Source organism: Polaromonas sp., from assembly GCF_030689685.1.
In the GTDB taxonomy this organism is placed as follows: domain Bacteria; phylum Pseudomonadota; class Gammaproteobacteria; order Burkholderiales; family Burkholderiaceae_C; genus Polaromonas.
In genome coordinates this window covers 1-22,941 of record NZ_JAUYEY010000084.1, presented here as the reverse complement: position 1 = coordinate 22,941, position 22,941 = coordinate 1, and the positions used below count along the sequence as shown (strand labels likewise).

At 61.4% G+C, this 22,941-nt stretch carries 20 protein-coding genes and 1 pseudogene; 5 read left to right on the top strand and 16 right to left on the bottom strand.

The genetic code is table 11. From position 1 onward, the window contains the following. Positions 1–36: 36 nt before the first annotated feature. From Q8O29_RS17980 to Q8O29_RS17965, 4 genes are all read right to left on the bottom strand, one after another. Entirely contained in the window at positions 37–516 is a 480-nt protein-coding gene (locus tag Q8O29_RS17980) for a MarR family winged helix-turn-helix transcriptional regulator (protein ID WP_371134273.1), read from the bottom strand. Between the two features lie 119 nt (positions 517–635). Further along, positions 636–1,628, bottom strand: a complete 993-nt coding sequence (locus Q8O29_RS17975) for a Bug family tripartite tricarboxylate transporter substrate binding protein (protein ID WP_305565296.1) — start codon at positions 1,626–1,628, stop codon at positions 636–638. Between the two features lie 150 nt (positions 1,629–1,778). Continuing rightward, a complete protein-coding gene (locus tag Q8O29_RS17970; protein ID WP_305565294.1) occupies positions 1,779–3,662 on the bottom strand; it encodes a feruloyl-CoA synthase in 1,884 nt (627 codons plus the stop codon). Positions 3,663–3,687: 25 nt separating this feature from the next. Then, entirely contained in the window at positions 3,688–4,482 is a 795-nt protein-coding gene (locus tag Q8O29_RS17965; protein WP_305565292.1) for a crotonase/enoyl-CoA hydratase family protein, read from the bottom strand. 126 nt (positions 4,483–4,608) lie between these two features. Between Q8O29_RS17965 and Q8O29_RS17960 the strand changes: the two genes are divergently transcribed. Both Q8O29_RS17960 and Q8O29_RS17955 read left to right on the top strand, forming a co-directional pair. Beyond that, positions 4,609–5,487, top strand: coding sequence for an amidohydrolase family protein (locus Q8O29_RS17960; protein ID WP_305565290.1), 879 nt, complete (start codon positions 4,609–4,611; stop codon positions 5,485–5,487). Further along, positions 5,484–7,322 (top strand): AMP-binding protein, encoded by a 1,839-nt coding sequence (locus Q8O29_RS17955; protein WP_305565288.1) that lies wholly within the window; start codon positions 5,484–5,486, stop codon positions 7,320–7,322. Before Q8O29_RS17960 ends, Q8O29_RS17955 begins: the two co-directional genes overlap by 4 nt. A 4-nt stretch (positions 7,323–7,326) precedes the next feature. Here Q8O29_RS17955 and Q8O29_RS17950 read toward each other — a convergent pair whose 3' ends face one another. From Q8O29_RS17950 to Q8O29_RS17920, 7 genes are all read right to left on the bottom strand, one after another. After that, entirely contained in the window at positions 7,327–7,941 is a 615-nt protein-coding gene (locus Q8O29_RS17950) for a 2-hydroxychromene-2-carboxylate isomerase (protein WP_305565286.1), read from the bottom strand. A gap of 326 nt (positions 7,942–8,267) precedes the next feature. Continuing rightward, on the bottom strand, positions 8,268–9,812 hold the full coding sequence (locus Q8O29_RS17945; protein WP_305565284.1) for a glycine betaine ABC transporter substrate-binding protein: 1,545 nt from the start codon (positions 9,810–9,812) through the stop codon (positions 8,268–8,270). 189 nt (positions 9,813–10,001) lie between these two features. Then, positions 10,002–10,643, bottom strand: coding sequence for an endonuclease III (gene nth, locus Q8O29_RS17940; protein ID WP_305565282.1), 642 nt, complete (start codon positions 10,641–10,643; stop codon positions 10,002–10,004). After that, entirely contained in the window at positions 10,640–11,998 is a 1,359-nt protein-coding gene (locus Q8O29_RS17935; RefSeq protein WP_305565280.1) for a type II toxin-antitoxin system HipA family toxin, read from the bottom strand. Before Q8O29_RS17935 ends, nth begins: the two co-directional genes overlap by 4 nt. Further along, a complete protein-coding gene (locus Q8O29_RS17930) occupies positions 11,992–12,246 on the bottom strand; it encodes a helix-turn-helix domain-containing protein (protein WP_305565278.1) in 255 nt (84 codons plus the stop codon). Before Q8O29_RS17930 ends, Q8O29_RS17935 begins: the two co-directional genes overlap by 7 nt. Positions 12,247–12,527: 281 nt before the next feature. Then, a complete protein-coding gene (locus Q8O29_RS17925) occupies positions 12,528–13,025 on the bottom strand; it encodes an SRPBCC family protein (protein ID WP_305565276.1) in 498 nt (165 codons plus the stop codon). Further along, entirely contained in the window at positions 13,022–13,774 is a 753-nt protein-coding gene (locus tag Q8O29_RS17920; protein ID WP_305565274.1) for a dienelactone hydrolase family protein, read from the bottom strand. Before Q8O29_RS17920 ends, Q8O29_RS17925 begins: the two co-directional genes overlap by 4 nt. 151 nt (positions 13,775–13,925) lie before the next feature. Between Q8O29_RS17920 and Q8O29_RS17915 the strand changes: the two genes are divergently transcribed. Genes Q8O29_RS17915 through Q8O29_RS17905 form a run of 3 tightly spaced genes read left to right on the top strand, consistent with a single transcriptional unit; the run spans position 13,926 to position 19,102 of the window. Beyond that, on the top strand, positions 13,926–15,113 hold the full coding sequence (locus Q8O29_RS17915; protein ID WP_305565351.1) for a PLP-dependent aminotransferase family protein: 1,188 nt from the start codon (positions 13,926–13,928) through the stop codon (positions 15,111–15,113). A gap of 57 nt (positions 15,114–15,170) precedes the next feature. Then, positions 15,171–18,572 carry an N-6 DNA methylase gene (locus Q8O29_RS17910; protein ID WP_305565272.1) on the top strand — a complete coding sequence of 1,134 codons (3,402 nt, stop codon included), beginning with the start codon at positions 15,171–15,173 and terminating at the stop codon, positions 18,570–18,572. Beyond that, on the top strand, positions 18,569–19,102 hold the full coding sequence (locus tag Q8O29_RS17905; RefSeq protein WP_305565270.1) for a type II toxin-antitoxin system VapC family toxin: 534 nt from the start codon (positions 18,569–18,571) through the stop codon (positions 19,100–19,102). The genes Q8O29_RS17910 and Q8O29_RS17905 overlap by 4 nt, the downstream gene beginning before the upstream one ends. A gap of 127 nt (positions 19,103–19,229) precedes the next feature. Here the strand turns inward: Q8O29_RS17905 and Q8O29_RS17900 are convergent, their stop codons facing one another. The 5 genes and pseudogenes from Q8O29_RS17900 to Q8O29_RS17880 all read right to left on the bottom strand — a co-directional run bounded on the left by Q8O29_RS17900 (position 19,230) and on the right by Q8O29_RS17880 (position 22,862). Further along, positions 19,230–19,553 (bottom strand): type II toxin-antitoxin system HicB family antitoxin, encoded by a 324-nt coding sequence (locus tag Q8O29_RS17900; protein ID WP_305565268.1) that lies wholly within the window; start codon positions 19,551–19,553, stop codon positions 19,230–19,232. A 149-nt stretch (positions 19,554–19,702) separates the two neighbouring features. Continuing rightward, a pseudogene (locus Q8O29_RS17895) lies at positions 19,703–20,741 on the bottom strand (VWA domain-containing protein). Positions 20,742–20,859: 118 nt separating this feature from the next. Continuing rightward, entirely contained in the window at positions 20,860–21,306 is a 447-nt protein-coding gene (locus tag Q8O29_RS17890) for an SRPBCC family protein (RefSeq protein WP_305565266.1), read from the bottom strand. Positions 21,307–21,527: 221 nt separating this feature from the next. After that, positions 21,528–21,809, bottom strand: coding sequence for a DUF4389 domain-containing protein (locus Q8O29_RS17885; protein WP_305565264.1), 282 nt, complete (start codon positions 21,807–21,809; stop codon positions 21,528–21,530). A 378-nt stretch (positions 21,810–22,187) separates the two neighbouring features. Then, positions 22,188–22,862 (bottom strand): hypothetical protein, encoded by a 675-nt coding sequence (locus Q8O29_RS17880; RefSeq protein WP_305565262.1) that lies wholly within the window; start codon positions 22,860–22,862, stop codon positions 22,188–22,190. Positions 22,863–22,941 lie beyond the last annotated feature (79 nt).

Below are 22,941 nucleotides of genomic sequence, written 5' to 3'. Positions count from 1 at the left end.
TTGGTGGATATCCATCGCACAGCGTGTCTCTGGGGGTTACAGATACACTTTTTGCAGCAGTTGCATCAGGGTTTTGCGTTCTGCGCCCGTCAGTCGTTTGGTGGCGTCCAATTCAAGCTTCAGCGCCGTGCGTTCGGCGTCATGCATCAGCTTTTGGCCGGTCAGCGTCAGGTGCAGACCAACGGCCCGACCATCGTGCGGATGCGGTTTGCGAACGATCAGCTCGCGCTGCTCCAGCGCATTGATCATGGCCACCAAGTTGGGCGGCTGGATGCTCAGCGCCGCGCAAAGTTGGCGCGATGTAATGCCTGGGTTGTGCGTGATCAGCGACATCACCGAGAAGTCCACTGGTCGCAGATCATAAGGTGCCATGCGTTCGAGGAACACCTCAATGACCGCCAGCGCGGCGCGGCGCGCGTTGTAGCCCAGCAGGCTTTCTAGGTAGCGGGTGTCAACGTCCTCCACGGCGACGGTTGGTGCTGTGCGTGATGGTTTGGGAAGGTCTCGGGCGCTCACGGGCTGAATTGTGCTGAGGGGGGTGTGGTGACTGTATATCAGCGTGTCGGGAGCCGCGTGGCGATTGCGCAAGGCAAAGCCGCCACGGCAGTGAGCCTTCCCGGTTTGCAGCTTGGAAGTCAGGACATGCCGGTAAAGCCGATGTGCTTGACCAGCGGGCCCCAGCGGAAGTAAGCCTCGCGCTGGCTTCTGTCCATTTCGCGTACGGTGGAGCCTGCCGGCACCAGGCCGAAGGTGGCCAGGCCACTGATGACCGTGGGGATTTTCAGTGCCGCGTTGATGGCTGCGTTGGCGTTGTCAATCACGGTGTCGGGGGTTTTGGCCGGCGCATAAAAGCCGAACCACTCTTCTGTTGTCAGCTCGGAAAACCCCTGCTCGGCGAAGGTCGGTACCTCAGGGGAGAACGGGGAGCGCGCCGGGCCAGACGTGGCGATCATGCGAATTTTTCCGGCTTTGTGGTTGGCCAGGAAATCACCGCTGGGCGTGAACATGGAGGCCAGTTGGCCACCGACCAGATCAGCCACGCCCGGTATCGAGCCGCGGTAGGGCACATGGGTCAGCGCCACGCCGCTGTAGCTGCCAAGCAGCGCGCCCAGAAAATGCGGCAGCGAACCGGCCGCTGGCGAGCCGTAACTGGCCTGGTTCGGGTTGGCTTTGCACCAGGCCACATAGTCCTTGACCGTCCTGACCGAGGACGGAACCAGGGGGCCGACCGCCAGGCCGTGGTGCATGACCGCCGCAATGGAGACGGGCATCAGGTCCTTGAAGGGGTCGTAGCTGAGCTTGGTGTAAATGTGTGGGTAGACCGCGGTGCAGGAAAAAGGCGTGAGCAGCAGAGTGCGTCCGTCCGGTGCGGCGTTCTTCACCGTTTCGCAGGCAATGCGCCCGCCCGCCCCGGGTTTGTTTTCCACCACGGCGGCATTCGAGGTGTAGCGGCTGCCGCGCAACTGCTCGCCGACGCGCCGGCTGGTGGCGTCGGCTGTCCCCCCCGCTGGAAAGCCGTTGATGATCTTGACTTGGTCGAGCGCCTGCGCTCGGGCGATCAAGGGTGAAAGCGCACCAAACGCGGCAAAGGCGCTGGCGGAATGAACGAAGTGGCGGCGTGTGGTCATGGTGTTGTCTCCTGATGGTGGATGAATTCAAAAATTGACGTGAAAATCTTGAGGCTGCGGCAGCACTTTAGCGCGGCGCCCTGCGCAGCGCGCTGTCCAGGCGTATGACTTCGCCATGGAGATGGACCAGCGCACGCTGTCCGCTGATGGTCATGTTTGCTCCTGCGGCGTGATGGTGAAGGCTTGCGTGCCCTTGTGCATCGCATCGGCAAGAGCCCCGCGGTGTTTCAGCACGGCGCGTTGATTGATGGAGCCCTTGTCGGTTACCTCGCCTTTGTCAATCGACGGCGGTTCGGCCATCAGATACAACCGCGCCACGTGGCTGGCGCTGCCTGTGGCGTGCTGGGCAAGTGTGTTGACCACCTTCTGGAAGTGCGCTTGCACCGGCGCGCTTGCTAGCACCTGCGGCATCGGGGCGTTGTCGGGCAGAGCCGCCAGTTTGCGCACCATCTGGGTCGGGAAGATCAGAGCACCGACCTCCTTGAGGTTCAAGCCGGTGATGACGGCGTCCTGCACGTAGGGCGCACCGGCGGCGATGATTTTTGCGCGCAGCGGGCCAACACTGACAAACGTGCCGGTGGCAAGTTTGAAGTCTTCGGCGATGCGGCCGTCAAAGCGCAGCCCCTGGTGCGGGTCGTCCGGGTCTATCCACAACACCGCATCGCCGGTTGAGAAAAAACCTTCCTCGTCAAAAGACTCGGTGGTGGCGTCCGCATTGCGCCAGTAACCCGGCGCGATGTTGGGGCCCTTGTAACGCACCTCGGTCTTGCCATCAACGGGCACCAGTTTGAGCTCCAGGCCGGGTGTGGGCACCCCGAGGTAGCCGGCCTTGACGTTCGGGTTGGTGACAAAAATTGCAAAAGGGGAAGACTCGGTCATGCCCAGGCCGGTGCCCATGACAATGCGCTCGCCGACTTCGCGCTCCTGGCTTTCATGCAGGGCGTCCCAGACCGGTTGGGCCAGCGCAGCGCCGGCGTAAAAAAACATCCTGACGCGTGAAAGTAGGTTTTTGCGCAAGGCGTCGTCGGTTTTCATGGCGTTGGCAATCGCCTCGAAACCGGTGGGCACATTGAAATAAACCGTCGGCGCAATCTCGCGCAGGTTGCGCAAGGTCTCGCCCATCAGCGTCGGCGTTGGCTTGCCGTCGTCGATGTACAACGTGCCGCCGTTGTAAATCGTCATGCCGACGTTGTGGTTGCCGCCGAAGGTGTGGTTCCAGGGCAGCCAGTCAACCAGCACCAGCGGGTCTTCGGCCAGCACCGGCATCGACTGGCGCATCTGCTGCTGGTTGGCGCACCACATGCGCTGCGTGTTGATGACCGCCTTGGGGAGTTTGGTTGAGCCGGAGGTGAACAGGAACTTGACGATGGTGTCGGGCCCAGTGGCCTGCATGGCGGCATCCACGGCTGCTGTCGCCTGGGTTGAAACAAGTTGATCAAATCGGGTGCTAGCCCTTTGGGGGAGGGCGTTGTGAGCTATTGAATTAATAGCAACTTCGACATCGGCCCCGACGGTAGCCGCAATCGCTTTGCCATAGCGCCTGGCATCGCTGGCAAACACCAGGCCCGGCGTCAGCGTGGCCAGCACATGGCGCAGCTTGTCATAGTCCTGGCTCACCGTCGAATAGGCCGGCGAAACCGGGCAATACGGCACGCCAGCGTAAATACAACCCAGCGCCAGCAGGGCGTGCTCGAGGTCGTTTTCACTGAGAATCGCGACGGGGCGCTCGGCATTCAGGCTGCGGTCCAGCAAGGCCTGTCCGATATTGCGCGCGCTGGACAGCGCTTGCGCGTAGCTGATGTGTTGCCAGTCGCCGGAGCTGCCGTCGGCATTTTTTTTGCGCCTGGCCATGAAGCTGCGGTCCGGCGCATGCTGCGCCCAATGGACCAGTCGGTCGGTGATGCGGTGTGCGTAGTTGCCCAGCGGCTGGTCCGCCGACAGGTACTGCGTGCCTTGTTGGCCGTCCCGCACCACGACACGCGTGACGCCAAAGGTCAAGGGCCGGTAGCTGGGGGTGGGGTTTGTCTCGCGCATGCTATTTTTTGTACAGTGCGGGGCATCAGCTTTTACTGACTTTGCCGGCTTTGCCTTCCAGAAAGGCCTTGACCCGGGTTTTGGCTTCGGGCGCATTCTGCACAATCGCTGCCATCAAGGCTTCGGTGAAGAAGCCTTGATCGGCGGGTTGCTCGGCAATACGCGGCAGCGCGTGCATCAGTGCGTAGTTGGTCAGTGGCGCGTTGTCGGCCACGCGCTGGGCCAGGGCCAGGGCTTTGTCAAAAGCCTGGCCTTCCGGCACCAGGTATTGCGCAAAACCGGCACGTTCTCCGTCCTCGGCGTTATATACGCGGCCGGTCAGCATCATGTCGGTCATGCGGGCCACACCAATCAGTTTGGGAATACGCACAGAGCCGCCGCCGCCGACAAAAATGCCGCGCGAGCCTTCGGGCAGCGCATAAAACGCCGACGTGTCGGCCACACGGATATGGCAGGCACTGGCCAGCTCCAGGCCACCACCAACCACAGCACCGTGCAAGGCGGCAATCACCGGCACCGGGCCGTACTGCACACGTTCAAGTGCTGCGTGCCACATGCGCGAGTGGTGCATGCCCTGGCCGGCGTCGCGCTCCTGCAATTCGCCGAGGTCCAGTCCGGCACAGAAGTGTGTGCCTTCGCCGTGAATCACTGCCGCGCGCACGCTGGCAGGCATGTTTTCGAACAGCTCACGCAGCGCCAGGATCAGCGCGTCGTTGAGGGCGTTGCGTTTGGCCGGACGGCTCAGGCGCACCACGGCAATCTCCTGGTGTTTGCCGGCAAACTCAAGCTGGATGTCTTTGTTGGGTTTTTTTTGGGTCATGGTCAGGTTTGCAAAGTGAGTGAATTATTGTTATAAATAATAATCAATTTAATCGAATTCAAAGCTGATTTATCAGTATTAACCCGCAGTTGACCGACCGCCATCCGGTCGCGCCAGGAGACCAGCATGGATTACAAAAACCTCATTGCCATTGATATCCACACCCACGCTGAAGTGAGCTGCTGGAACCCGTTCGACAACTATGGTGAGGAGTACGACCGCGCGGCCGACAAGTACTTCAAAAACAGCCGCCGGCCGACGATTGAAGAAACCATTGCCTATTACCGCGAGCGAAAAATCGGACTGGTCATGTTTACGGTAGATGCCGAAACGCAGATGGGGCGCAGGCGCATCCCGAACGAGGAAATCGCCGAGGCCGCGAAGAACAACAGCGACATGATGATGGCCTTCGCCAGCATCGACCCGCACAAGGGAAAAATGGGGGCCCGCGAAGCGCGCCGGCTGATTGAGGAGCATGGCGTGAAGGGCTTCAAGTTTCATCCCACGGTGCAGGGCTTCCACCCTTACGACAAGATGGCCTGGCCGATTTACGAAGTGATCAATGCCTACAAGCTGCCTGCCATTTTTCACACCGGGCACAGCGGCATAGGCAGCGGCATGCGTTGCGGCGGCGGCCTGCGGCTGGAGTATTCCAACCCCATGCATCTGGACGATGTGGCTATTGACTTTCCCGACATGCAGATTGTCATGGCGCATCCGAGCTTTCCATGGCAGGACGAGGCACTCAGCGTGGCAACCCACAAACCCAATGTCTGGATTGACCTGTCGGGCTGGAGCCCGAAGTATTTTCCCAAGCAACTGGTGCAGTACGCCAACACGCTGCTGAAAGACCGCGTCCTGTTTGGCAGTGACTACCCGCTCATCACGCCGGACCGCTGGATGAAAGATTTTGAAGACGCGGGCTTCAAGCCGGAGGTGATGCCAGGCATCCTCAAAGGCAATGCGATGCGCCTGCTTGGGCTGGGCCAGGCCGCAACCCCATGAGCGTCCGCGCCTTTCGCAACCTGGCCGACATCCAGGCGCTGGAAGCCACACCTTACGACCAGGCGATTCCGGCGCAAACCACCTACGGCCTGATAACGCACGCAGCACAACGTTTTGCGGACCGTGATGCTTTTCGCTACCTGTCCAGCGGCGACCTTGAGCAGCCTGCGCAGCCTGTGAGCTACCGCGAGTTGCTGGCGCAGATACACCGCGCTGCCAATCTGTTCCGCGCGCTTGGCGCCGGGCCAGAAGATGCTGTGGCCATACTCGCACCGAATATTCCCGAGACGCAGTTTGCGCTTTGGGGCGCGCAGCTCGCCTGCAAGGCCTGTCCGATCAACTACCTGCTGCAGCCCGCGCACATCGCGGCGCTGCTGGCTGCGTCGGCTGCCAAAGTGCTGGTGGCGCTTGGGCCCAACAGCGAGTTGTCGCTGTGGCCCACGATTGAAAAAGTGCTGGCTTTGCGCCCCTTGCCGGTACTGCAGATCCGTGTCGGTGAAGAGCTCGCCCCTGGCGTGCCGGTGTTTCAGGATGTGCTGGCCCGCCAAAGCGATGTGCTGGCTTTTGACCCGATGCTCACGCCTGGGCGTATCGCCGCCTGTTTTCACACCGGTGGCACCACGGGCGCGCCCAAGCTGGCGCAACACACACACGGCAATGAAGCGCACACCGGTTGGTTCGCCCACTATTTTTATGGCTTTGACGAACACACGGTGGAGCTCAATGGTTTTCCGCTGTTTCACGTGGCCGGTGCCTTTGTCTACGGCCTGTCCCTGCTGGCCATAGGCGGGGCCCAGGTCTTGCCCACGCTCAGCGGCATGCGCAACCCCGATTTCCAGAAAAACTACTGGAAGTTCTGCGAGCGGGAGCAGGTGACGGCGCTGGCCTGTGTCCCCACCATCCTGGCGACGCTGGTGAACTTGCCGGTCGATGCGGATATTTCTTCGGTGCGGGTGACCTACACCGGTGGCTCGCCATTGCCCACAGAGCTGGCGGCGCAGTTCGAGCGCAAAACGGGTATTGCGGTGCGCAACATATTGGGCATGACCGAGTGCGCCGGGCTGGTATCGATAGAGCCGGCCGCAGCCCCGCGTGTGCCAGGCTCGACCGGACTGCGCCTGGCCTATACCGAGGTGCGCGCCGTGCCCTGGCAGGGCGGGGCGGCGCAGCTGGGCAAAAGCTGCGCAACCGGCGAAACCGGTGTGCTTGTTGTGCGCGGTCCGCATGTGAGCCCGGGTTACACCGACGCTGCGCGCAACACCGGCATGTTCGACGGACCCTGGCTGGTCTCGGGTGATCTCGGTCATCTGGATGCGCAGGGTTATATCCACATCACGGGCCGCGCCAAGGACGTGATTATTCGCGGCTCACACAACATTGCCCCCGGCCTGGTGGAAGACGCTTTTCTGGCGCACCCGGCGGTGGCCTTGTGTGCGGTGGTGGCTGAGCCCGACGCTTATGCCGGTGAGCTGCCGGTGGCGTTTGTCACGCTCAAGCCCGGCGCGGTCTGCGATGCGGCGACCTTGCTGGCCGAGGTCGCCCCGCAGGTGTATGAGCGGCCCGCCATACCCAAACGCGTGACCATCATTGACGAGATGCCGCTGACCGCCATCGGAAAAATCTACAAGCCGGCGCTGCGCCTGCGCGCCCTTGAAACCAAGCTCACCGAGATGCTGGCCGATGTGCCCGGTGTCACGGTTCAGGGGCAAGAGCGTGGCGGCAGCCTGTCCGCCGTGGTGCTCATGTCTGCGCCGCTGGACACGGCGCTGGTGCAGGGCCTGCGCGCGCGCCTGGCGGCCATCGCCGTGCCGGTCGAGTTTGTTGCCCCGGCCTGACTGCTCACCACCCGCCGCAGGCCAGCCACTCTTCTGCGAGCTCCAGGGTTTGCACGCCCCAGAAGGGCTCGCCGTTTATCACCACCGTGGGAGAGCCAAAAATGCCGGCCTTCAGCGACGCATCCACCGCATGGCGTAGCAGCGGCCCGGCTTCTTCGCTTTGGATGCCGGCAGCCAGCCAGTTGCCGTCCATGCCGTCGGGCAGGGCCATCGCGGCCAGGGATTCGGCGGTGGACAAATCACGGCCCTCCACCCAGTAGGCGTGGTAGATCGCATGCGCCAGCGGCGCAGCCAGCTCAGGGCGGTTCTGCTTGACCCAGTGGAAGGCGCGGCCGGCAGCGCGTGGGTCCATCACCGGATCGTCCAGGCCGCGCTTGAGCTGAAGCTGGTGGCGCCGCATGTAGCGTTTGGCATCGCGCCGGATGTAGTCGCCCTTGAGCGGCGTGGCCAGCAGCGACTTGAGCCCCATGACCTTGAGCACCGACACGCCCAGCAGCATGGCATGCCATTCGACGCTGCGCCCATGGCGCGCAGCCAGGGCTTCAATCCTCAGGGATGCAAAGTAGCCAAATGGCGAGATGAAATCGAAGTAAAAGTGCAGCGGTGCAGGCGGGTTCATGTCGTGAGCGTAGCCCAGTTTTGGCCGGCGGCGCTAACGGCCAGTCGGGCTCAAGTGGGTATTTAGTTGCTCCTGATTTGATAGCTGACTACGCCCTGTAAATAAGGGCTGGAGGCCTTTTTGCTTCGCAAAAAGTAACTACTGAGGTGCTCTGACCGGGTTTTACTCCCTCTCCCTCTGGGAGAGGGCAGGGGTGAGGGCTCGCGGTCGGATCTTAGACCAATCGCCTGTTCTGGCTCGCTGACCCTCACCCCAACCCTCTCCCAGAGGGCGAGGGGGAAAGAGCGTAGTCCGGTGCTGAGTAGTTACCGTAAAAAAGCCGTAGCTCAGGTTTTTTGTCGTCTCAGCACATGCTCCACACCCTCAAACAGCGCCTCGCTCAGCAGCGCCAGCAAGGTGGCGGGCAGCGCGCCGGCCAGCAGCAACTGGCCGTCGTTCAGCGCCAGGCCGGTCACAATACGCTCGCCATAACCACCCGCACCAATAAAGGCGGCAATCGTCGCCGTGCCAATCGCAATGGCGGTGGCCGTGCGCACACCCGCAATGATGGTGGGCAGCGCCAGCGGCAGCTCTACCTCTCGCATGCGCTGGGCGGCCGTCATGCCCAGGGCCTGACCGGCCAGCCGCAGGCCGGCTGACACCTCGCCCAGGCCGGTCACCGTGTTGCGCATGATGGGCAGCAGGGCGTACAACATCAACGCAATCAGCGCTGGTACGGTACCAATCAGCCCCAACAGTGATATCAACATCGCCAGCAGCGCCAGCGAAGGCACGGTTTGCAGCAGGCCGGTGGCGCCCAGCACCACGGCGCGCAGGCGCGGGTGCGGAAACACCCACACCGCCAGCGGAATGCCCAGCAGCGCCGCACCACCCACTGAGAGGAAGGTCAGCGTCAAGTGTTGCCGCGTCAGCCGCGCCAGATCCGGGCCAAACAGTTTGGCCCAGAAGCCGCGCTGGCCGGTATCGGTACCTGTGCCTGCTGCTGCAGAGGTCGTGCCGCCTGACTTGGCCGCCAAATGATCACGCGCGATCTGGTCAAACGCCACGCCCTGCAGTTCGGCCCGCGCGTTCATGGCAATCATCGCGGTCTCATTGATGCTGCCCTCCAGCTTTTGCAGCGCCGCCCAGGCTTTGGGAAAGCGCTGCTGCACATCCAGCCGGTACAGCAGCACCGCGTCGTAACGCGGAAAGTAGGCCTTGTCGTCCTTCAGCACGCGCAGGCCCAGGTGGCCAATTTTTGCGTCGGTGGTGTAGATGTCGATCACGTCCACCTGCTTTTGCGCAATCGCGTCATAGGCCAGCCCGTGGTCCAGCGCCACCGGCACCTGCGGCGCGCCATACCGCTGCGCCAGACCCTTCCAGCCGTCGGCCCGGCCTATGAACTCGTTGGACAAGCCCAGCTTCAACGTCGGGTGCTTCGCCAGATCACTGAGCGAGGCGATGCCCAGGCGCTGGGCAGTGTCTTCACGCATGGCCAGCGCATAACCGTCGTTAAAGCCCAGGGGTATCGCGGCGCCCAGGCCCAGCGGCGCCAGCGCGGTGTTCATCGCCTCCATAGGCATCGGTGTTTTGCTTTTCAGAATCTCCAGGCTGATGGTGCCCACGTACTCCGGGTACACATCAATGCTGGCCGAGCGCAGCGCCGCATAAACAATGGCGGTGTTGCCCAGGCCTTGCAGCACCGAGGGCGGCGTGGGTGTGTGCGGCGCAGCCGTCTGCGCCAGCACCTGCGCCAGGATGTAAGACTCGGTGAACCGTTTGGAGCCGATGCGCAAGGTGTCGTTGGCAGGCAGTGCGGCAAAGGCCAGGCTGCTGACAAAGGCCAGCAGCACGGCGATGCAGGCGGTGAGGGCGAGGCGGCGACGGGTCATGGGCCTATTGTGTCTTTCATACGGCATGACACGCAATCCGAATACCGTTCGCCCGGAGCCTGTCGAAGGGTCCCTGCCGAGCCCAAGACAGCCTTCGAACCTCCGATGGCGCCGTTTCCCATCTGTCATCCCAGCCTCGGTCCGGGATCCATGTGGCATGGACTACCGTTGCCGGTGTGCAGTCAGGGCTTACGCAGGCAGCGGCGTCTTCGGCGTGAAGTCGCAGTACGGTGCCACCGCGCACTGCCAGCACATGGGCTTGCGCGCCACGCACACATATCGCCCGTGCAGGATCAGCCAGTGGTGCGCGTCCACGATGTACTCGGGCGGGATGCGCTTGAGCAGCTTGAGCTCGACTTCCAGCGGCGTCTTGCCTGGCGCCAGGCCGGTGCGGTTGCCGAGGCGGAAGATGTGTGTGTCCACCGCCATCGTCGCTTCACCAAATGCGGAGTTCAGCACCACGTTGGCGGTCTTGCGGCCCACGCCGGGCAGGGCTTCCAGCGCCTCGCGGCTGCGCGGCACCACGCTGCCATGCTGCTCCACCAGCATGCGGCAGGTTGCCATCAGGTGTTTGGCCTTGCTGCGGTACAGGCCGATGGTCTTGATATAGGCCTCCAGCCCCTCGATGCCGAGGTCAAGAATCTTTTGCGGCGTGTTGGCGACCGGAAACAGCTTGCGCGTGGCCTTGTTGACACTCACGTCGGTGGCCTGCGCGCTCAGCAGAACGGCCGTTAACAGCTCGAACACGCTGGTGTATTCAAGCTCTGTCACCGGCAGCGGGTTGGCGGCTTTCAGGGTGGCGAAGAAGGGGGCGATGGATTCCGTTTTCATGGAAGCTCTGAAATAAATTGTTCAGCCTGCGCCAGCATGCCGGCGCGTATCGGTTTGAAAACCCGTTGCGGAAATCTGGGCGGCAGTTGCGCCGCAACCCGCTCTAGCGCGTCGGGCACCTGCAGCACCAGCGCCACCATGTAGTCAAAGGCATCGGGCACGCCGCTTTGCTGCGCCAGCAGTTGCCAGTGGCGGGTGCGGATCTCATGCAGATGGTAGTGCGAGTTTTTGCTCCGCAGGGCCATGGCCAGCTTTGCACGGCGCGGATGCAACTGGTTGGGGCCGGTGCCCATGATGGGCCAGACCGATAACACGTCGTACAGCGGCGTCATTCGGTAGCCACCGCCGCGCTCCAGAAAAATCGAGAAATTCTTGGCGTGGCCATCGGTGGCGGCCATGAGCCAGAAGGCGAGCTGGGCGCTGACAAAGGCGAGCTTGTCTTCGCTCGCACGGCTGCTGTTATCCAACTGCCGGAGTATGGCCTTGATTCCCGGACCGCCTTCGTTTTCATACTTCCGCTCGCCAGCCACACCAAGCGCCTGGCAAAAGTCTTCTTGAGCGAGGCGTGCAATCCAGGGCGCGCGCCCTTGCGGCTGCTGAAGCGCCCGGTCGAAGCGCTCCACCACCAGCACTTTGCGCTGGCCGAAGCGGGCCATTTCGCAGGTGGCCACTGGCAGGCCAAGCTGCGCGAGTATCTGGGCGCATAGCCACTCGTTCTCCACAGAGGCGCTCATGTCAGCGCGCATATTTCCCACCAGACCCAAGGGTAGTTTGAAAATATGGGTGGTGGGCGTCGCACCCACCGGCCTGCGCCACTGGTTGTCATGCCAGAGCAGGGCGGTTTTCTCCTGCGCGCCGGCGATGGAGATGCGAAAATCATCCGTCAATTCCTGACCCACAACACGCCCGCCGGTGACGGCGTGGTTGATAGCCTGCTCCACCTCGGTCTCGTTCAGTGGACGGGACTCAATCCGGTCGAAGCCCTCAGGTGCCATGCCAGGCTGGAGCAGTTGCACAGAGCCTACGCAGTCACGCCCAATCGCTGCCAGCAGATCAAACGCATTGGTGCTGCCGGTGGTGAACTTGTCACGCAGCCGCCGGCGCATGGCATCGCTGTCGGGCAACAGGTTGTCAAAAAAGTTGCGGACCACTTCTCCACGGTGGGGCAGGTTGTCGGGAGTGAATGGCAAGGAAAGCGACAGCCACCGCGCGGCAGGTGAGACAGGCCAGTTTTCGTTATAGGTGAAGCGGTGCTCTCCATCCACCACAGACCATGTGCCCACATGTTCGCCATTGGCCCAGACCCCGAGAACACTGTTTTGCGGGTTGGTGCGAGGGCGGCGAAAAGTTACCATGTGTCAGGCCCCGGCTCGGCTACGCGGTGTGCCGACGGGTCTTCGATCATCAGGCGGTAGCCCATGGCAGTGACCATGCGGGAAATCTGGTCGAAGGCGGTGACTTCTGGTGCAGCCTCTATGCGGGCGATACGCTTTTGCGTGACGCCCAGCCGCTCGCCGAGCTGCGTCTGGGTCAGGCCTCGCGCTTGCCGCAATGAGCGCAGGATGGTGCGTAGCTGTTGTGGGCTGTCAACGGGGTATTTCATGGAGACGCCTCAAAAGTAGTTATCTGAATTTACTACTTAAAAGTAGTTAAGTCAAATTACTATTTATAAGGAGTTAAATGACTACCTCGTTTATGTTCGGAGAGCTCTACGCCGCCAAATGAGACAGCACACTGCCGTGCACAAAGCTGTGCTGCTGTAGCAGCGCGGGCGCCACGGGCGCCGATAGCTCGGCGCTGCCAGGGACAAAAAGGTTCAGGCGCGCATCAGCAGGGCACTGAAGGGGTTGCCAACTCAGGGTGTGCTGGCCTTAGGAGAACTTGTCAGCGGCCTTTGGACCTGCCCACCGACAGCAGCCAGCGCAACACCCGGACTTTGGCCGGCCAGGGCACCACCCGGGGCTTGTTGCCCACGGCACGCTGCGCTTGCGCAAGCGCGTCTTCCACGCAGGCGTTGTGCAGGTGGCGGATCGCCAGCTCCCAGATCAAGGTGGCGCGGCCTTCTGTCTCCATTTCAATGCGGTGCTCCAGCACGCAGTCTTCTTCGGTGGCGCCCAGCACGGTGAAACTGTGCCAGCCATTAAATCCCTTGGGCTCGGTGAATCGGAAACGGATGGATTCGCCCGGCGTATAGGCCGTCACCACGTAACGGATGGGCCCGTGCCCGCCTACCGCGCCCGGCGCCAGCGGCCGGTCGAACTTCATGCGTGGCCAGTTGGCTGGCCACAGCTTGTCGTCCGGCGAGCCCAGTAAATCAAACAGCATCGCCACTTGTGCCGGTGTGGCCTCCAGCCGCCGCTGATGGACGTTCACAATGTTCATGCGTTACCCCTGGAGTTGTTCTGCAGCGTTCGCCTGAACAGGTCAAATAGCCGCTCCCAGTGCCGCTCGGCAGCCGCCTGTTGGTAAATGCCTTCGCGCCTGGGGAAGACAAAACCGTGTTCGGTGTCGGGGTACCACTCGATGCGGTGCGGCGTACCGCCGGCCACCAGCGCCTCTTGCAGCGTTTGCACAATTTCGGGCGGCGCCCAACGGTCCGTCTGGGCGCAGGCAAAGTAGCTTTCGCAACGGATCATGGGCGCCATCAAGTGCGGCGAGTCGTCACGCTCGGTCACCAGGTTGGCGCCGTGAATGCTGGCGATGCTGCTGATTCGGCCGGGCAGGGCAGCCGCAGCCGCCATCACAAACGGGCCGCTCATGCAGTAGCCCACAGCGCCCACGCGGCTGGCATCGGCCTGCGGCTGGGCATCAACAAAACGCAGCAAGGCTTCGGTGTCGCTCACCACCATGGCGTTGCTCAGGGAGTTCATGTGTTCAAACATGATGGCCATTTGCGCCTCTGTGCGCTCGGTCAGCCAGAAGTCGCGTGAGCGCCGGTAATACAGGTTGGGCAGCACCACGTAATAACCCACCGCCGCGATGCGCCGTGCCATGTCGTGCAGCTCTTCGCGCTTGCCGGGTGCGTCCATGTAAAACAGCACCACCGGGTGCGGCCCGCCTTCTTCGGGGTAGACCACAAAGCTGTTCATGGCGCCGTCGGCGCCGGGGATGTCTATGTGCTGCTCAATCATGGATACGCCTCAAATGAAGTGGATGACAAGGCCGGCGCCCCGCGCGGTGGCAGGGTGTTCATGCCGGTATTCTGCCGCGAACGACCGCCACGCAGGAAAGCTGCGCGCAAATTGGCGACAATGCTCAGCAGAAAGAGAGACCGCCATGCCTTTGCCCTTTGCCGACCGCCTGAACAATGTCGAAACCTCTGCCATCCGTGAACTGTTCAAGCTGCTGGGCAAGCCCGGCATCATAAGTTTTGCCGGCGGCTTTCCGGACAGCGCCATGTTCGACGTCGACGGCATCAAAGAAGCCGCCAACAAGGCCCTGACCGAAGAAGCCGGCGGCGCGCTGCAGTACGGCGCAACCGAAGGCTACAACCCGCTGCGCGAACAGCTCGCCGCCTTCATGGGCACCAAGGGCGTCAGCGTTGCGCCCGACGGCCTGATCGTCACCACCGGCAGCCAGCAGGCGCTGGACCTGCTCGGCAAAACCATGATCGACCCCGGCGACAAGGTGATCGTCGAAGGCCCGACCTTCCTGGCCACCATCCAGTGCTTCCGCCTCTACGGTGCCGACCTGGTCAGCGCGCCCATCGACGCCAACGGCGTCGACTCCGACGCGCTCGAAAAGCTGATCGCCGAGCACAAACCCAAGTTTGTCTACCTGATCCCCACCTTCGGCAACCCCAGCGGCGCCATGCTGAGCCTGGAGCGCCGCAAAAAGGTGCTGGCGCTGGCCGTCAAGTACAACACCCTGGTGGTCGAGGACGACCCGTATGGCGACCTCTATTTTGGTGAGCCTCCCCCACCGTCCATCCTGAGCTTGTCGAAGGACGTACCCGGTAGCTGCGAGCTGATCGCGCACTGCGGCAGCATGAGCAAAGTGTTAAGCCCCGGCCTGCGCGTGGGCTGGATGATCGCCCCCCCCGAGCTGCTAGCCAAGGCCACCATGTGCAAACAGTTCAGTGACGCCCACACCAGCACCTTTGCCCAGGCGACCGCCGCGCAGTACCTGAAAGCCGGCCGCATGCCCGCCACCCTGGCCAATGTGCGCAAGGCCTATGGCGAACGCGCCCTGGCGATGGGCGCGGCACTGAAACGCGAGCTGGGTGACGCCATCGAATTCACCCAACCTCAAGGCGGCTTGTTTTTCTGGGCCCGGCTCACGGGTGCGGGCGGCAAGACCAAAGACGCTGGCGAGTTTGCCAAGAAAGCAATTGCGCAGGGCGTGGCCTTTGTGCCGGGGGCGCCGTTTTATGCGGGGAATCCGGACATGGCTACCTTCAGGCTTAGTTTTGCCACGGCGGATGTGGGGAAGATTGAGGAAGGGGTGGGAAGACTGGGCAGGGCGTTGTAAGCTCGACAGATTTACCGCTTAAAGTCAAACAGCACGTAGTCCGGGAGCTCCAGAAATATGGCAAAACATAAGGTTGAAGAAGAAGTCGCGGACTATCTAAGTGGTTTGCGCCTGGCCAATAGCGAGGAGGCGAAGAAGCTGCGGTTTCAAAACTTGCTCACCCGTCTGTTTCAGGACAGCCAGGCTGCCAAAGACGTCGTCAATCAATTGGCGCAGGGCGGTGAAAAGACCATTTTCAACATACCGCGCCCCGGTGTTCCCAAGACAGGGTATGCCGACATTGCCTACAGCAACGTCATCATCGAGTGGGAAAAAGACCTTGCCAAAACCGGTAAACATGCAGAGGACCAACTGGCAGAGTATCTGGCCGGTAGGTGGCATAGCGGTGACCGCTACGACTATGTTTTGATCGCCACTGATGGCCGTATCTGGCGGACCTATGCCCCTGATCTTGATGTCCTGCTTGGGCAGGCAACCCCGAATCGTGCGGGGCTGCGCAAGGTCGAAGATTTTGAGGTCAAAAAAGACAAAGAAGACAAATTTTTCTTCTTTCTTGATCGGGTTCTATTCCGCTCCACAAGGCAGCGCGCCACGCTTGACGCCATTCAGCTCGACTTCGGCGACACGTCGCGCATTTTCATCAACGCGGTGCAGGCCATGCAGCGCGTCATGCCCGCAACAGAGAGCACTTCAGTGGTGCATGTTGCCTTTGAGCAGTGGCAGCGGTTTCTGCAATTGGCTTACGGCAAGTTTGACCAGGGTAATTCGGTGTACCTGGTTCATACCTATCTGAGTGTTTTTGCCAAATTGCTGGCCTACGCAGTTCTTAAACCTGCAGCGCGTCCCAGCGACGATGAGCTCAAAGCCATACTGTCGGGAGAGGCTTTCACCGCCTTGAATGTCGCCAACCTGGTTGAGGGTGATTTTTTCTATTGGGTCAGCAGCCCTGAATTTTTTCAGCAACTGGCACCTACGCTGCGCGAGCTTTACAACCAGATTTGTGAGTACGACTTCACCGATGTCGAAGAAGACATTCTCAAGGGTGTGTATCAGGAACTGATAGACATCGACACCCGACACGCTCTTGGCGAGTACTACACCCCTGACTGGTTGTGTGAGCGGGTGGTGGACGACTTGCACCTTGAACGTGATTTTTACGCGCTCGATCCGGCCTGTGGGTCGGGGTCATTTTTGCGAGCGCTGGTGGCGCGTTACAGGCGCGAATGGCCGGACATGCCGCCGCAACAAATAGCTAATCAGATCAAAGGCGTGGATGTTCACCCTTTGTCCGTGCAAATTGCCAAGACCACCATGTTATTGGCCCTGGGTGATGGTGTGGCCAGGGCCCGCGCGCCAGTTGTGTTGAACGTGTACTTGGCAAACACGCTGTTTTTGTCGTCTGACGAAGCAAAAAAATCGCTGTTCACGTCGGGCCATCATTTTTCTGTGCGGGTGGACGACAAGCGCTTGGGGCTCGATATGGGGCCTTTCATCGGGCAGCCAGACAGCTTCGCAAAAGCCATTGATCTGGCGCAGCATTTCATTGACGACCAGCTCAAAGTGGAGCAAACCCTGGCGAGTTTCGAGCACGCGCTGCGCAATCGCGTGCCGGATGTGACGCTGGCAGTGCAAAACGTCGGCGAGTTGTATGCGGTGTACCGGGCAATGCGTGATGCGAAGCTCAACAACCGCGACAGCATCTGGCGCTTTGTGCTGCAAAACCTGTATCAACCGGTCTTTATGCACCGGATGTTTGATGTGATAGTGGCCAACCCGCCGTGGCTCACCTACGCTGACATCACCAGTGGAGACTATCAGGCCGATGTGCGGGCGCTGGCGGCGTATTACGGACTAATGCCAGCATCGAAAGCCAATAACCCGCATATTGATCTGTCTGCCGTATTTTTGTCGCATTGCGGCAAGTATTTGGCCAAGGATGGTGCCCAGCTCGCTTTTGTATTGCCAAGGTCTTTTTTAAGTGCAGACCAGCATCAGAACGCCCGTAGCGGCGAGGCGCGTGGCTTCAAACTCACCGAGGTGTGGGACTTGAAAGGTGTTTCCCCGCTGTTCAACGTGCCCGCCTGCGTGTTGATGGCGACCGCCTCGCATGCCGAGGGCGTAGAAAGCCAGCGCCAGCGCGCCCTGCCGCGCAACGGCCTGGTGGGGCGCGTGCTGCACGGCAAGCTGCCCCGGCCCCACATGCACTGGAGCGACGCGCAGACTTTCATCAAGGAGGACAACACGCGCTGGTACTTTCAAGAGCTGGGCAATGCGCAAAGCAAAAAGAAACGTTCAGCATTGGTTGAAAAGAAGCTGCAGGGTGGCAGCGGCGGCAACGCCTATGCACCGCGCTTCAGGCAGGGTGCAACCATCGTGCCGCGCGCTTTTTACTTTGTGCAGCCTCAGGGCGCGTCGCTCGATGGCGTGACGGACCTGGCTGACCGTGTGGTGAACTTGCGCACCCACCCTTTGGCTGTTGAGGGGGCTAAAAAGCCTTGGGACGGTATTTCTATCTCAGGTGGGATGCAAGGCAAATATCTGTTCCGCACGGCTTTGGCGCGTAACGTTTTGCCCTTTGCGTTGGTCAACCCGCCGCTGGTGGCCTTGCCGCTGGTGAAAGAAGATGACGTTGACGCATCGGGCCAGCCCTTGCCCGGGCGCCTGCACTGGCGCCTTTTACAAGCGGCAGAACTGACAGCGCGCGGCGACCTGGAGGCTGCGCGCTGGTTTGGTCAATGTGAACGGCTGTGGGAGGAGCGGCGCAGCGACAGCGCCAAAAAACAGAAATCGAGCATGACGGACTGGCTCGACTGGCAACGGAAACTGACGGGGCAACCTGTTGATGCGAAATGGGCGGTGATGTATACCGCTTCAGCCAGCGATGCGTGTGCTTGTGTTTTGGATGTATCTTCATTTTCGCCGCGATTTATGGTGGACTACACCATGTATGTTTGCTTCACGCAGACTGAGATTGAGGCTCGCTTTGTCGAGGCCTTTCTCAATAGTGGTTACGCGAATTCGCGAATCAAAGAATTTCAGGCGCGAGGGCTTTTCGGTCCCCGGCATGTCTCAAAGAAAATATTGGATGTATCTTGGCCTGATTTCTCACCGAACCGCGCCTCGCACCGTCAGCTTGTGGCGCTAAGTCATAGCGCGGCGCAGGCTGTGCAAAAAATTCTCGGCAGCCAGCAAGACCTGGAGCTTGACCCTCGCACCTTGGGCCGTTTGCGCAGCAGTATTCGCCGTGAACTGGCCGGTGTGATGGGGCAGATCGATGCGCTGGTGGAATCTATCTCTACAGGCGGTGATTTGCTTGAATCCGGCGTCGGCTGGGAGCAATTGCTGCGCGCAGATCGCCCGGTGCTTGCCGGTGCAGATTCAGCTGAACTCAGCGCCTTTTTGCGCAAAGAGCGTGAGGGCTGGCACATCCGGGATGCAGCCGACGGTGCCGGCAAATGATGAGCCATGTATTGCTGTTGGACACCAATGTCTGGAGTCACATGATTCTGGGCGACCCGGCTATGCGCACCGTGGTGACTGCCCAGCTTGCCGCGTTGCGTCTGACATACCCGGGGGCAACCTTGGCGACCAGTGGAATTTGTGTGGCTGAGTGCCTGGTTGCTGCTCGTAGATTGCTGGATCCCGTTGTTGCACTGCAATTTGAAGCCGAGTTCACAGCACGGTTTGCAGCACCGGGCGTTGTCATCGTGCCGGTCACTGAACAAGTGCTCGACCGCGCCGCAAAACTGCGCGCCGACCGGCTCAAGCTGTCAGCGGCGTTGGGCGGACAGGCAGCAGGCCCCAAGGGCGGCAAGCTTCTGTTGCCCGACGCGATCATCGCCGCTAGCTGCCTAGACTTTCAGCCCCCTGCCATTTTGGTGACCGAAAACGCTGCTGACTTTCGCTACAAAGACAACGGGGTGCCTAAAACGGTTGCAGATCTGACGGTTGAAGGCGTTGGTACGCTTCCCGAGACGATGCTGGCATGACAGATATATTGTCGTGCTATTGAAGTGATAGCTGCGGCCAATCGCTCACACGATGTAAGGTAGTCGGGGTCAGATTCCAGTTAATTCAAAATTCGTTGGCCGTGAATCCGTTGGTTGAGCTGATGTCCTAAGCCGCCAACTTCGCACTCGCCAGCCGATTCAAACTCACCCCTTGCTCTGCCGCCGTCATTGCCAGGTTACGGTGAAGCTGTGGCGGAATGCTGACCCTGAACTCGCCGCTGTAGTGTTTTTCGGCCATTGCCTCGGGAACGGGCTCGCCGCTGGCCTGCATGTCGGCTACCACTTCGGCCACGACCTTGCCAATGCCTTTGAGTGCGGCCTCAGGCGTTTTTGCCAACCAGCTTAAGGAAGGAAACTCGGCGCACAAGCCCAGATGCTCGTTGTCTTCCGGAGACCAGGTGACCCGGTAGGTGTAGTGTTTGATGTTCATGATTTGCCGTGTAGTTTGTCAATGGCCTGCAGGACTTCCCCCCAGTCATTTGCTGATTTTCGTCTCCACCAACTGACCAGCACCAGCAACTGCTCGCCGCTGCCAATGTTTGGGTCGTGGGTGGGCTGCCTGGGCAAAGGCAAGTCCGCTCACACAATTCGCCGAAACCAGACCAGCGACAAAACCCCCGCCGCCAGCGCCAATGTCGCCGACAACAAAGCCAGCAAGGCCGAAACCTCCGTCTCGCGCGTCTGCACCTGCACCCGCGACCCCAGGTTTTCGTAAACGCCGCGCAGCGCTTCCGCCGTGCCCGCATGGTGGTACTCGCCGCCGGTCATGCGGGCGACCTCACGCAAGGTGGGTTCGTCCAGTTGCAGGTAGATGGGCATGCCTTCTGGCATCGCGCCGGAGTCGCCCACACTGCCCAGGCCGACGACGTGGATGCGCACGCCGCGGTCGGCGGCCATTTTTGCCGCTTCCAGAGTATCCACACCCGTCGTGCGGCGGCCATCGCTAAGCAGGATGATCGCTGCGGCGTTGTACGAACCCGGCGCCACTGGCGTGATCTGCGTGGGTGCTGGCTTGTCCTTGTCGTCCAGGCTGCGTCCGCGCGGTTTGCCGCCGAAGGTCATTTCCTCCAGATTGATGCCCTGGTCCGGGAACAGTTCGATCAGGCTGCATCACGATGCCGCTGCCGATGGCCGTGCCTCTTTGCATCTGGAATCCGTCGATCGCTGCTACCAGTGCGGGGCGGCCCAGCGTGGCGGCATGTGCTAGCTGGCTGCTGCCTGCAAAGGTGACCAGCCCCACCTCGATGCTCCTGGGCAGGTCTTGCAGAAACAGCTTCGCGGCATCCTGCGCGGCCACCATGCGGGTCGGCTTGACGTCGCTGACGCGCATGCTCAGCGATACGTCCATGGCCAGAATGATGGTGGAGCGTGCCCAGGGCAGCGGCACCCGCGCCATGGGACGCGCCGTGGCCAGCAACAATCCGGCGCAAGCCAACAAAAGCAGGGCGGCTGGCACATGCTGGCGCCACTGGCGCCCGGCGGATGCGGCGCGAACAATACCAAGGCTGCTGTAGCGCACGGCCAGCTTGCCCCGGCGCCGCAGCAGCCAGAGGTAGAGCACCGGCAGCAGGGGCAGCGCCAGCATCAGCCAGAGGTAGTGGGGCCACAGGAAAAACATGGAGACCTCATCTTGCCCCGGAAGCGGCCGGCAGGCAACCGCTTCAAGGCCGGTCTGCAGGCCGTTGAAGGCCGGTGGTCAGGCGGTTACGGGACCGGGTGGGCTGTCTGGGACAGCCTTACTCGTTGATCTCTGCTTCGACCAGCTTGCCCAGCAGCACCAGCGACTGCTGCCAGCCCACATAACACTGGTCCGTCGGAATCACGGCAGGAATGCCTTCCTGCACGGCTTGAATTTCAACCCCGGCCGATACCGCCTTGAGCGTGATGGTGGTCGTCATTTCTCCTGGCAGGTTCTTGTCGTCGAAGGCGCTGGTGTAGCTGATGCGCTCATTGGGCACCAGCTCCAGGTATTTGCCGCCGAATGACATCTCGCCGCCGGTGGTGAAGTTGAAGAAGGACATGCGCCAGATCCCGCCTACTTTTGCGTCCATCTGGTGGACTTTGCCGGTGTAGCCGTTCGGCGGCAGCCACTTGGACATGGCGTTTGCATCCAGAAAGGCGCGGTAAACCCGCTCGGGGGTGGCCCGCAGAACCCGGTGAAGTTTGACTGTGTTGGTGGACATGATTAATTCCTTTTACAAATAACAGAGGAAATGCCCTCTGACCCTACGGCGATTCTGCATCCAAGTTACATGCACAGCGGCCTTATACACGCGACCGTGGGTTGCGGGTCAGGCCCGCAATGACGACATTTTGCTATTAAATGTATAGCTGCTTGCGCACGTGGATAAAGGGCTTGGAGTCGATTTGATTCATAAATCAGTCTCTGGGCCAGGTCGCCAGTTTACAAATCTGCAGGTGGCCAGTCGGTAAAGGGGAAGGGCAGGGTCTCGGTGGAAAAAGACACGAAGGCGGCGATTTGACCCAGGTAGCGGCCTACGCTGCGGCCCAGGCTCTGCAAACGCGGGTTGGGCGCATCGCTGAAGGCGGCAAAGCAAAGCTGCAGTACAGCGGCGATGATCAGCACCCAGGCGGCGATCTGAAAGGCCATGCACATCACCAGCATCAGCAGGGCGCGCATTGGCAGCTTGCGCGGCGGGAGGGTGGCGAGGGCGGTGTCGGTCATGGTGCTCCTTCAGGGTGTCGGTATTACTTCTATTTATAAGGTGGGGCCGGCGGGCGCTGCATCAAGCCTTCTTTTTGCCCGCGCGCCAGCATCTGCGCGAAGGGGACGACCCGCCTTGCCCGGATGTCGGACTTCTTCACAGTCGGGGTCCGGAATAAGAAAGAAGGGGGTGGCGCCAAAGGCTGCGCGGTGTGCGTGCACCTGATGGCCTGCGCTAGCAAAATAATAGCTGCTTACACAAGCTGCATAAGGGCTGGATGCCGATTTCGCCAAAAAATAGGGGCCGACCCCAGGTCGGGCGAACCAGCCCGGAGCGGGGCAAGAAGCCACGGCGCCACCGGCAGGATGCCGGGGCGCTGTAGCTATCGATCTATCAGATCAGTTCGCTGCGAAGCAGTAGAACTTGCCTGCGCCGCCGGTGCGGACCAGCGCCTCCTGGCTGCAGCCGGCAGACTGGTGCGAGAAGTTCCATGACTTGGCCCAGTTGTCGGTGTTGGGGCCGATCAGGTCGTGATGGCCGACGATGGCCGAGCCGTCGGTTGAGCTGGTCCAGGCTTTGCAGGTGGTGTCTGTCTGTGGCGCAAAAGCGGTGCCGTCCGCACGCGAGCCGGTCAGGATGTCGTGCTCATTGGGCGTATCGCCCCGGCCCTTGATCACGTTGCCGCGCTCGTCGAGTGCGGTTTCCTTGCTGATGAAGTTGCCGTCGTGCAGGTGAGTGACGCTGCGCGCAATCATCGCGCCCTTGACATTGAACCACGGGCCGGCGCCTACCCGGTCGCGCGCATGGGTGGCGGCCACAGCAGGTGCTGTGGCGGAGGCGAAGGTGGGCGGCGTGCTCAGGTAGGCGCGCCAGTTTTTGCCGCTGGAGCCGGCCGCTGCGGCCAGGCGCTGGCAGTGCGCATCGGCGCCGGCAAGGCCGCCCAGGTCGGCGCCCTTGCCGCTGCCCGCGCTGGTGACAAAGAAACTCATGAAACCGGGGCCGGAGGGCGTGGCACAGGCGGTGAGCAAGGTCACGGTGACGCCTGCGGCGGCGAGGTAAGAGAGTTTGCGCATGGGAAGTTTCCTTTCGGTGTTTGTTGGGGGGGGGGGGGGGGGGGGATCTTACGCGTCAATCGTCGAAAATGACAGCGGG

Coding starts and splice junctions, on each gene's coding strand:
- Q8O29_RS17965 (WP_305565292.1), bottom strand. CDS start 4,482: ATGACCCAAAAAAAACCCAACAAAGACATCCAGCTTGAGTTTGCCGGC.
- Q8O29_RS17930 (WP_305565278.1), bottom strand. CDS start 12,246: ATGAAATACCCCGTTGACAGCCCACAACAGCTACGCACCATCCTGCGC.
- Q8O29_RS17910 (WP_305565272.1), top strand. CDS start 15,171: ATGGCAAAACATAAGGTTGAAGAAGAAGTCGCGGACTATCTAAGTGGT.
- Q8O29_RS17890 (WP_305565266.1), bottom strand. CDS start 21,306: ATGTCCACCAACACAGTCAAACTTCACCGGGTTCTGCGGGCCACCCCC.
- Q8O29_RS17955 (WP_305565288.1), top strand. CDS start 5,484: ATGAGCGTCCGCGCCTTTCGCAACCTGGCCGACATCCAGGCGCTGGAA.
- Q8O29_RS17885 (WP_305565264.1), bottom strand. CDS start 21,809: ATGACCGACACCGCCCTCGCCACCCTCCCGCCGCGCAAGCTGCCAATG.
- Q8O29_RS17970 (WP_305565294.1), bottom strand. CDS start 3,662: ATGCGCGAGACAAACCCCACCCCCAGCTACCGGCCCTTGACCTTTGGC.
- Q8O29_RS17920 (WP_305565274.1), bottom strand. CDS start 13,774: ATGATTGAGCAGCACATAGACATCCCCGGCGCCGACGGCGCCATGAAC.
- Q8O29_RS17960 (WP_305565290.1), top strand. CDS start 4,609: ATGGATTACAAAAACCTCATTGCCATTGATATCCACACCCACGCTGAA.
- nth (WP_305565282.1), bottom strand. CDS start 10,643: ATGAAAACGGAATCCATCGCCCCCTTCTTCGCCACCCTGAAAGCCGCC.
- Q8O29_RS17905 (WP_305565270.1), top strand. CDS start 18,569: ATGATGAGCCATGTATTGCTGTTGGACACCAATGTCTGGAGTCACATG.
- Q8O29_RS17975 (WP_305565296.1), bottom strand. CDS start 1,628: ATGACCACACGCCGCCACTTCGTTCATTCCGCCAGCGCCTTTGCCGCG.
- Q8O29_RS17950 (WP_305565286.1), bottom strand. CDS start 7,941: ATGAACCCGCCTGCACCGCTGCACTTTTACTTCGATTTCATCTCGCCA.
- Q8O29_RS17945 (WP_305565284.1), bottom strand. CDS start 9,812: ATGACCCGTCGCCGCCTCGCCCTCACCGCCTGCATCGCCGTGCTGCTG.
- Q8O29_RS17900 (WP_305565268.1), bottom strand. CDS start 19,553: ATGAACATCAAACACTACACCTACCGGGTCACCTGGTCTCCGGAAGAC.
- Q8O29_RS17925 (WP_305565276.1), bottom strand. CDS start 13,025: ATGAACATTGTGAACGTCCATCAGCGGCGGCTGGAGGCCACACCGGCA.
- Q8O29_RS17880 (WP_305565262.1), bottom strand. CDS start 22,862: ATGCGCAAACTCTCTTACCTCGCCGCCGCAGGCGTCACCGTGACCTTG.
- Q8O29_RS17935 (WP_305565280.1), bottom strand. CDS start 11,998: ATGGTAACTTTTCGCCGCCCTCGCACCAACCCGCAAAACAGTGTTCTC.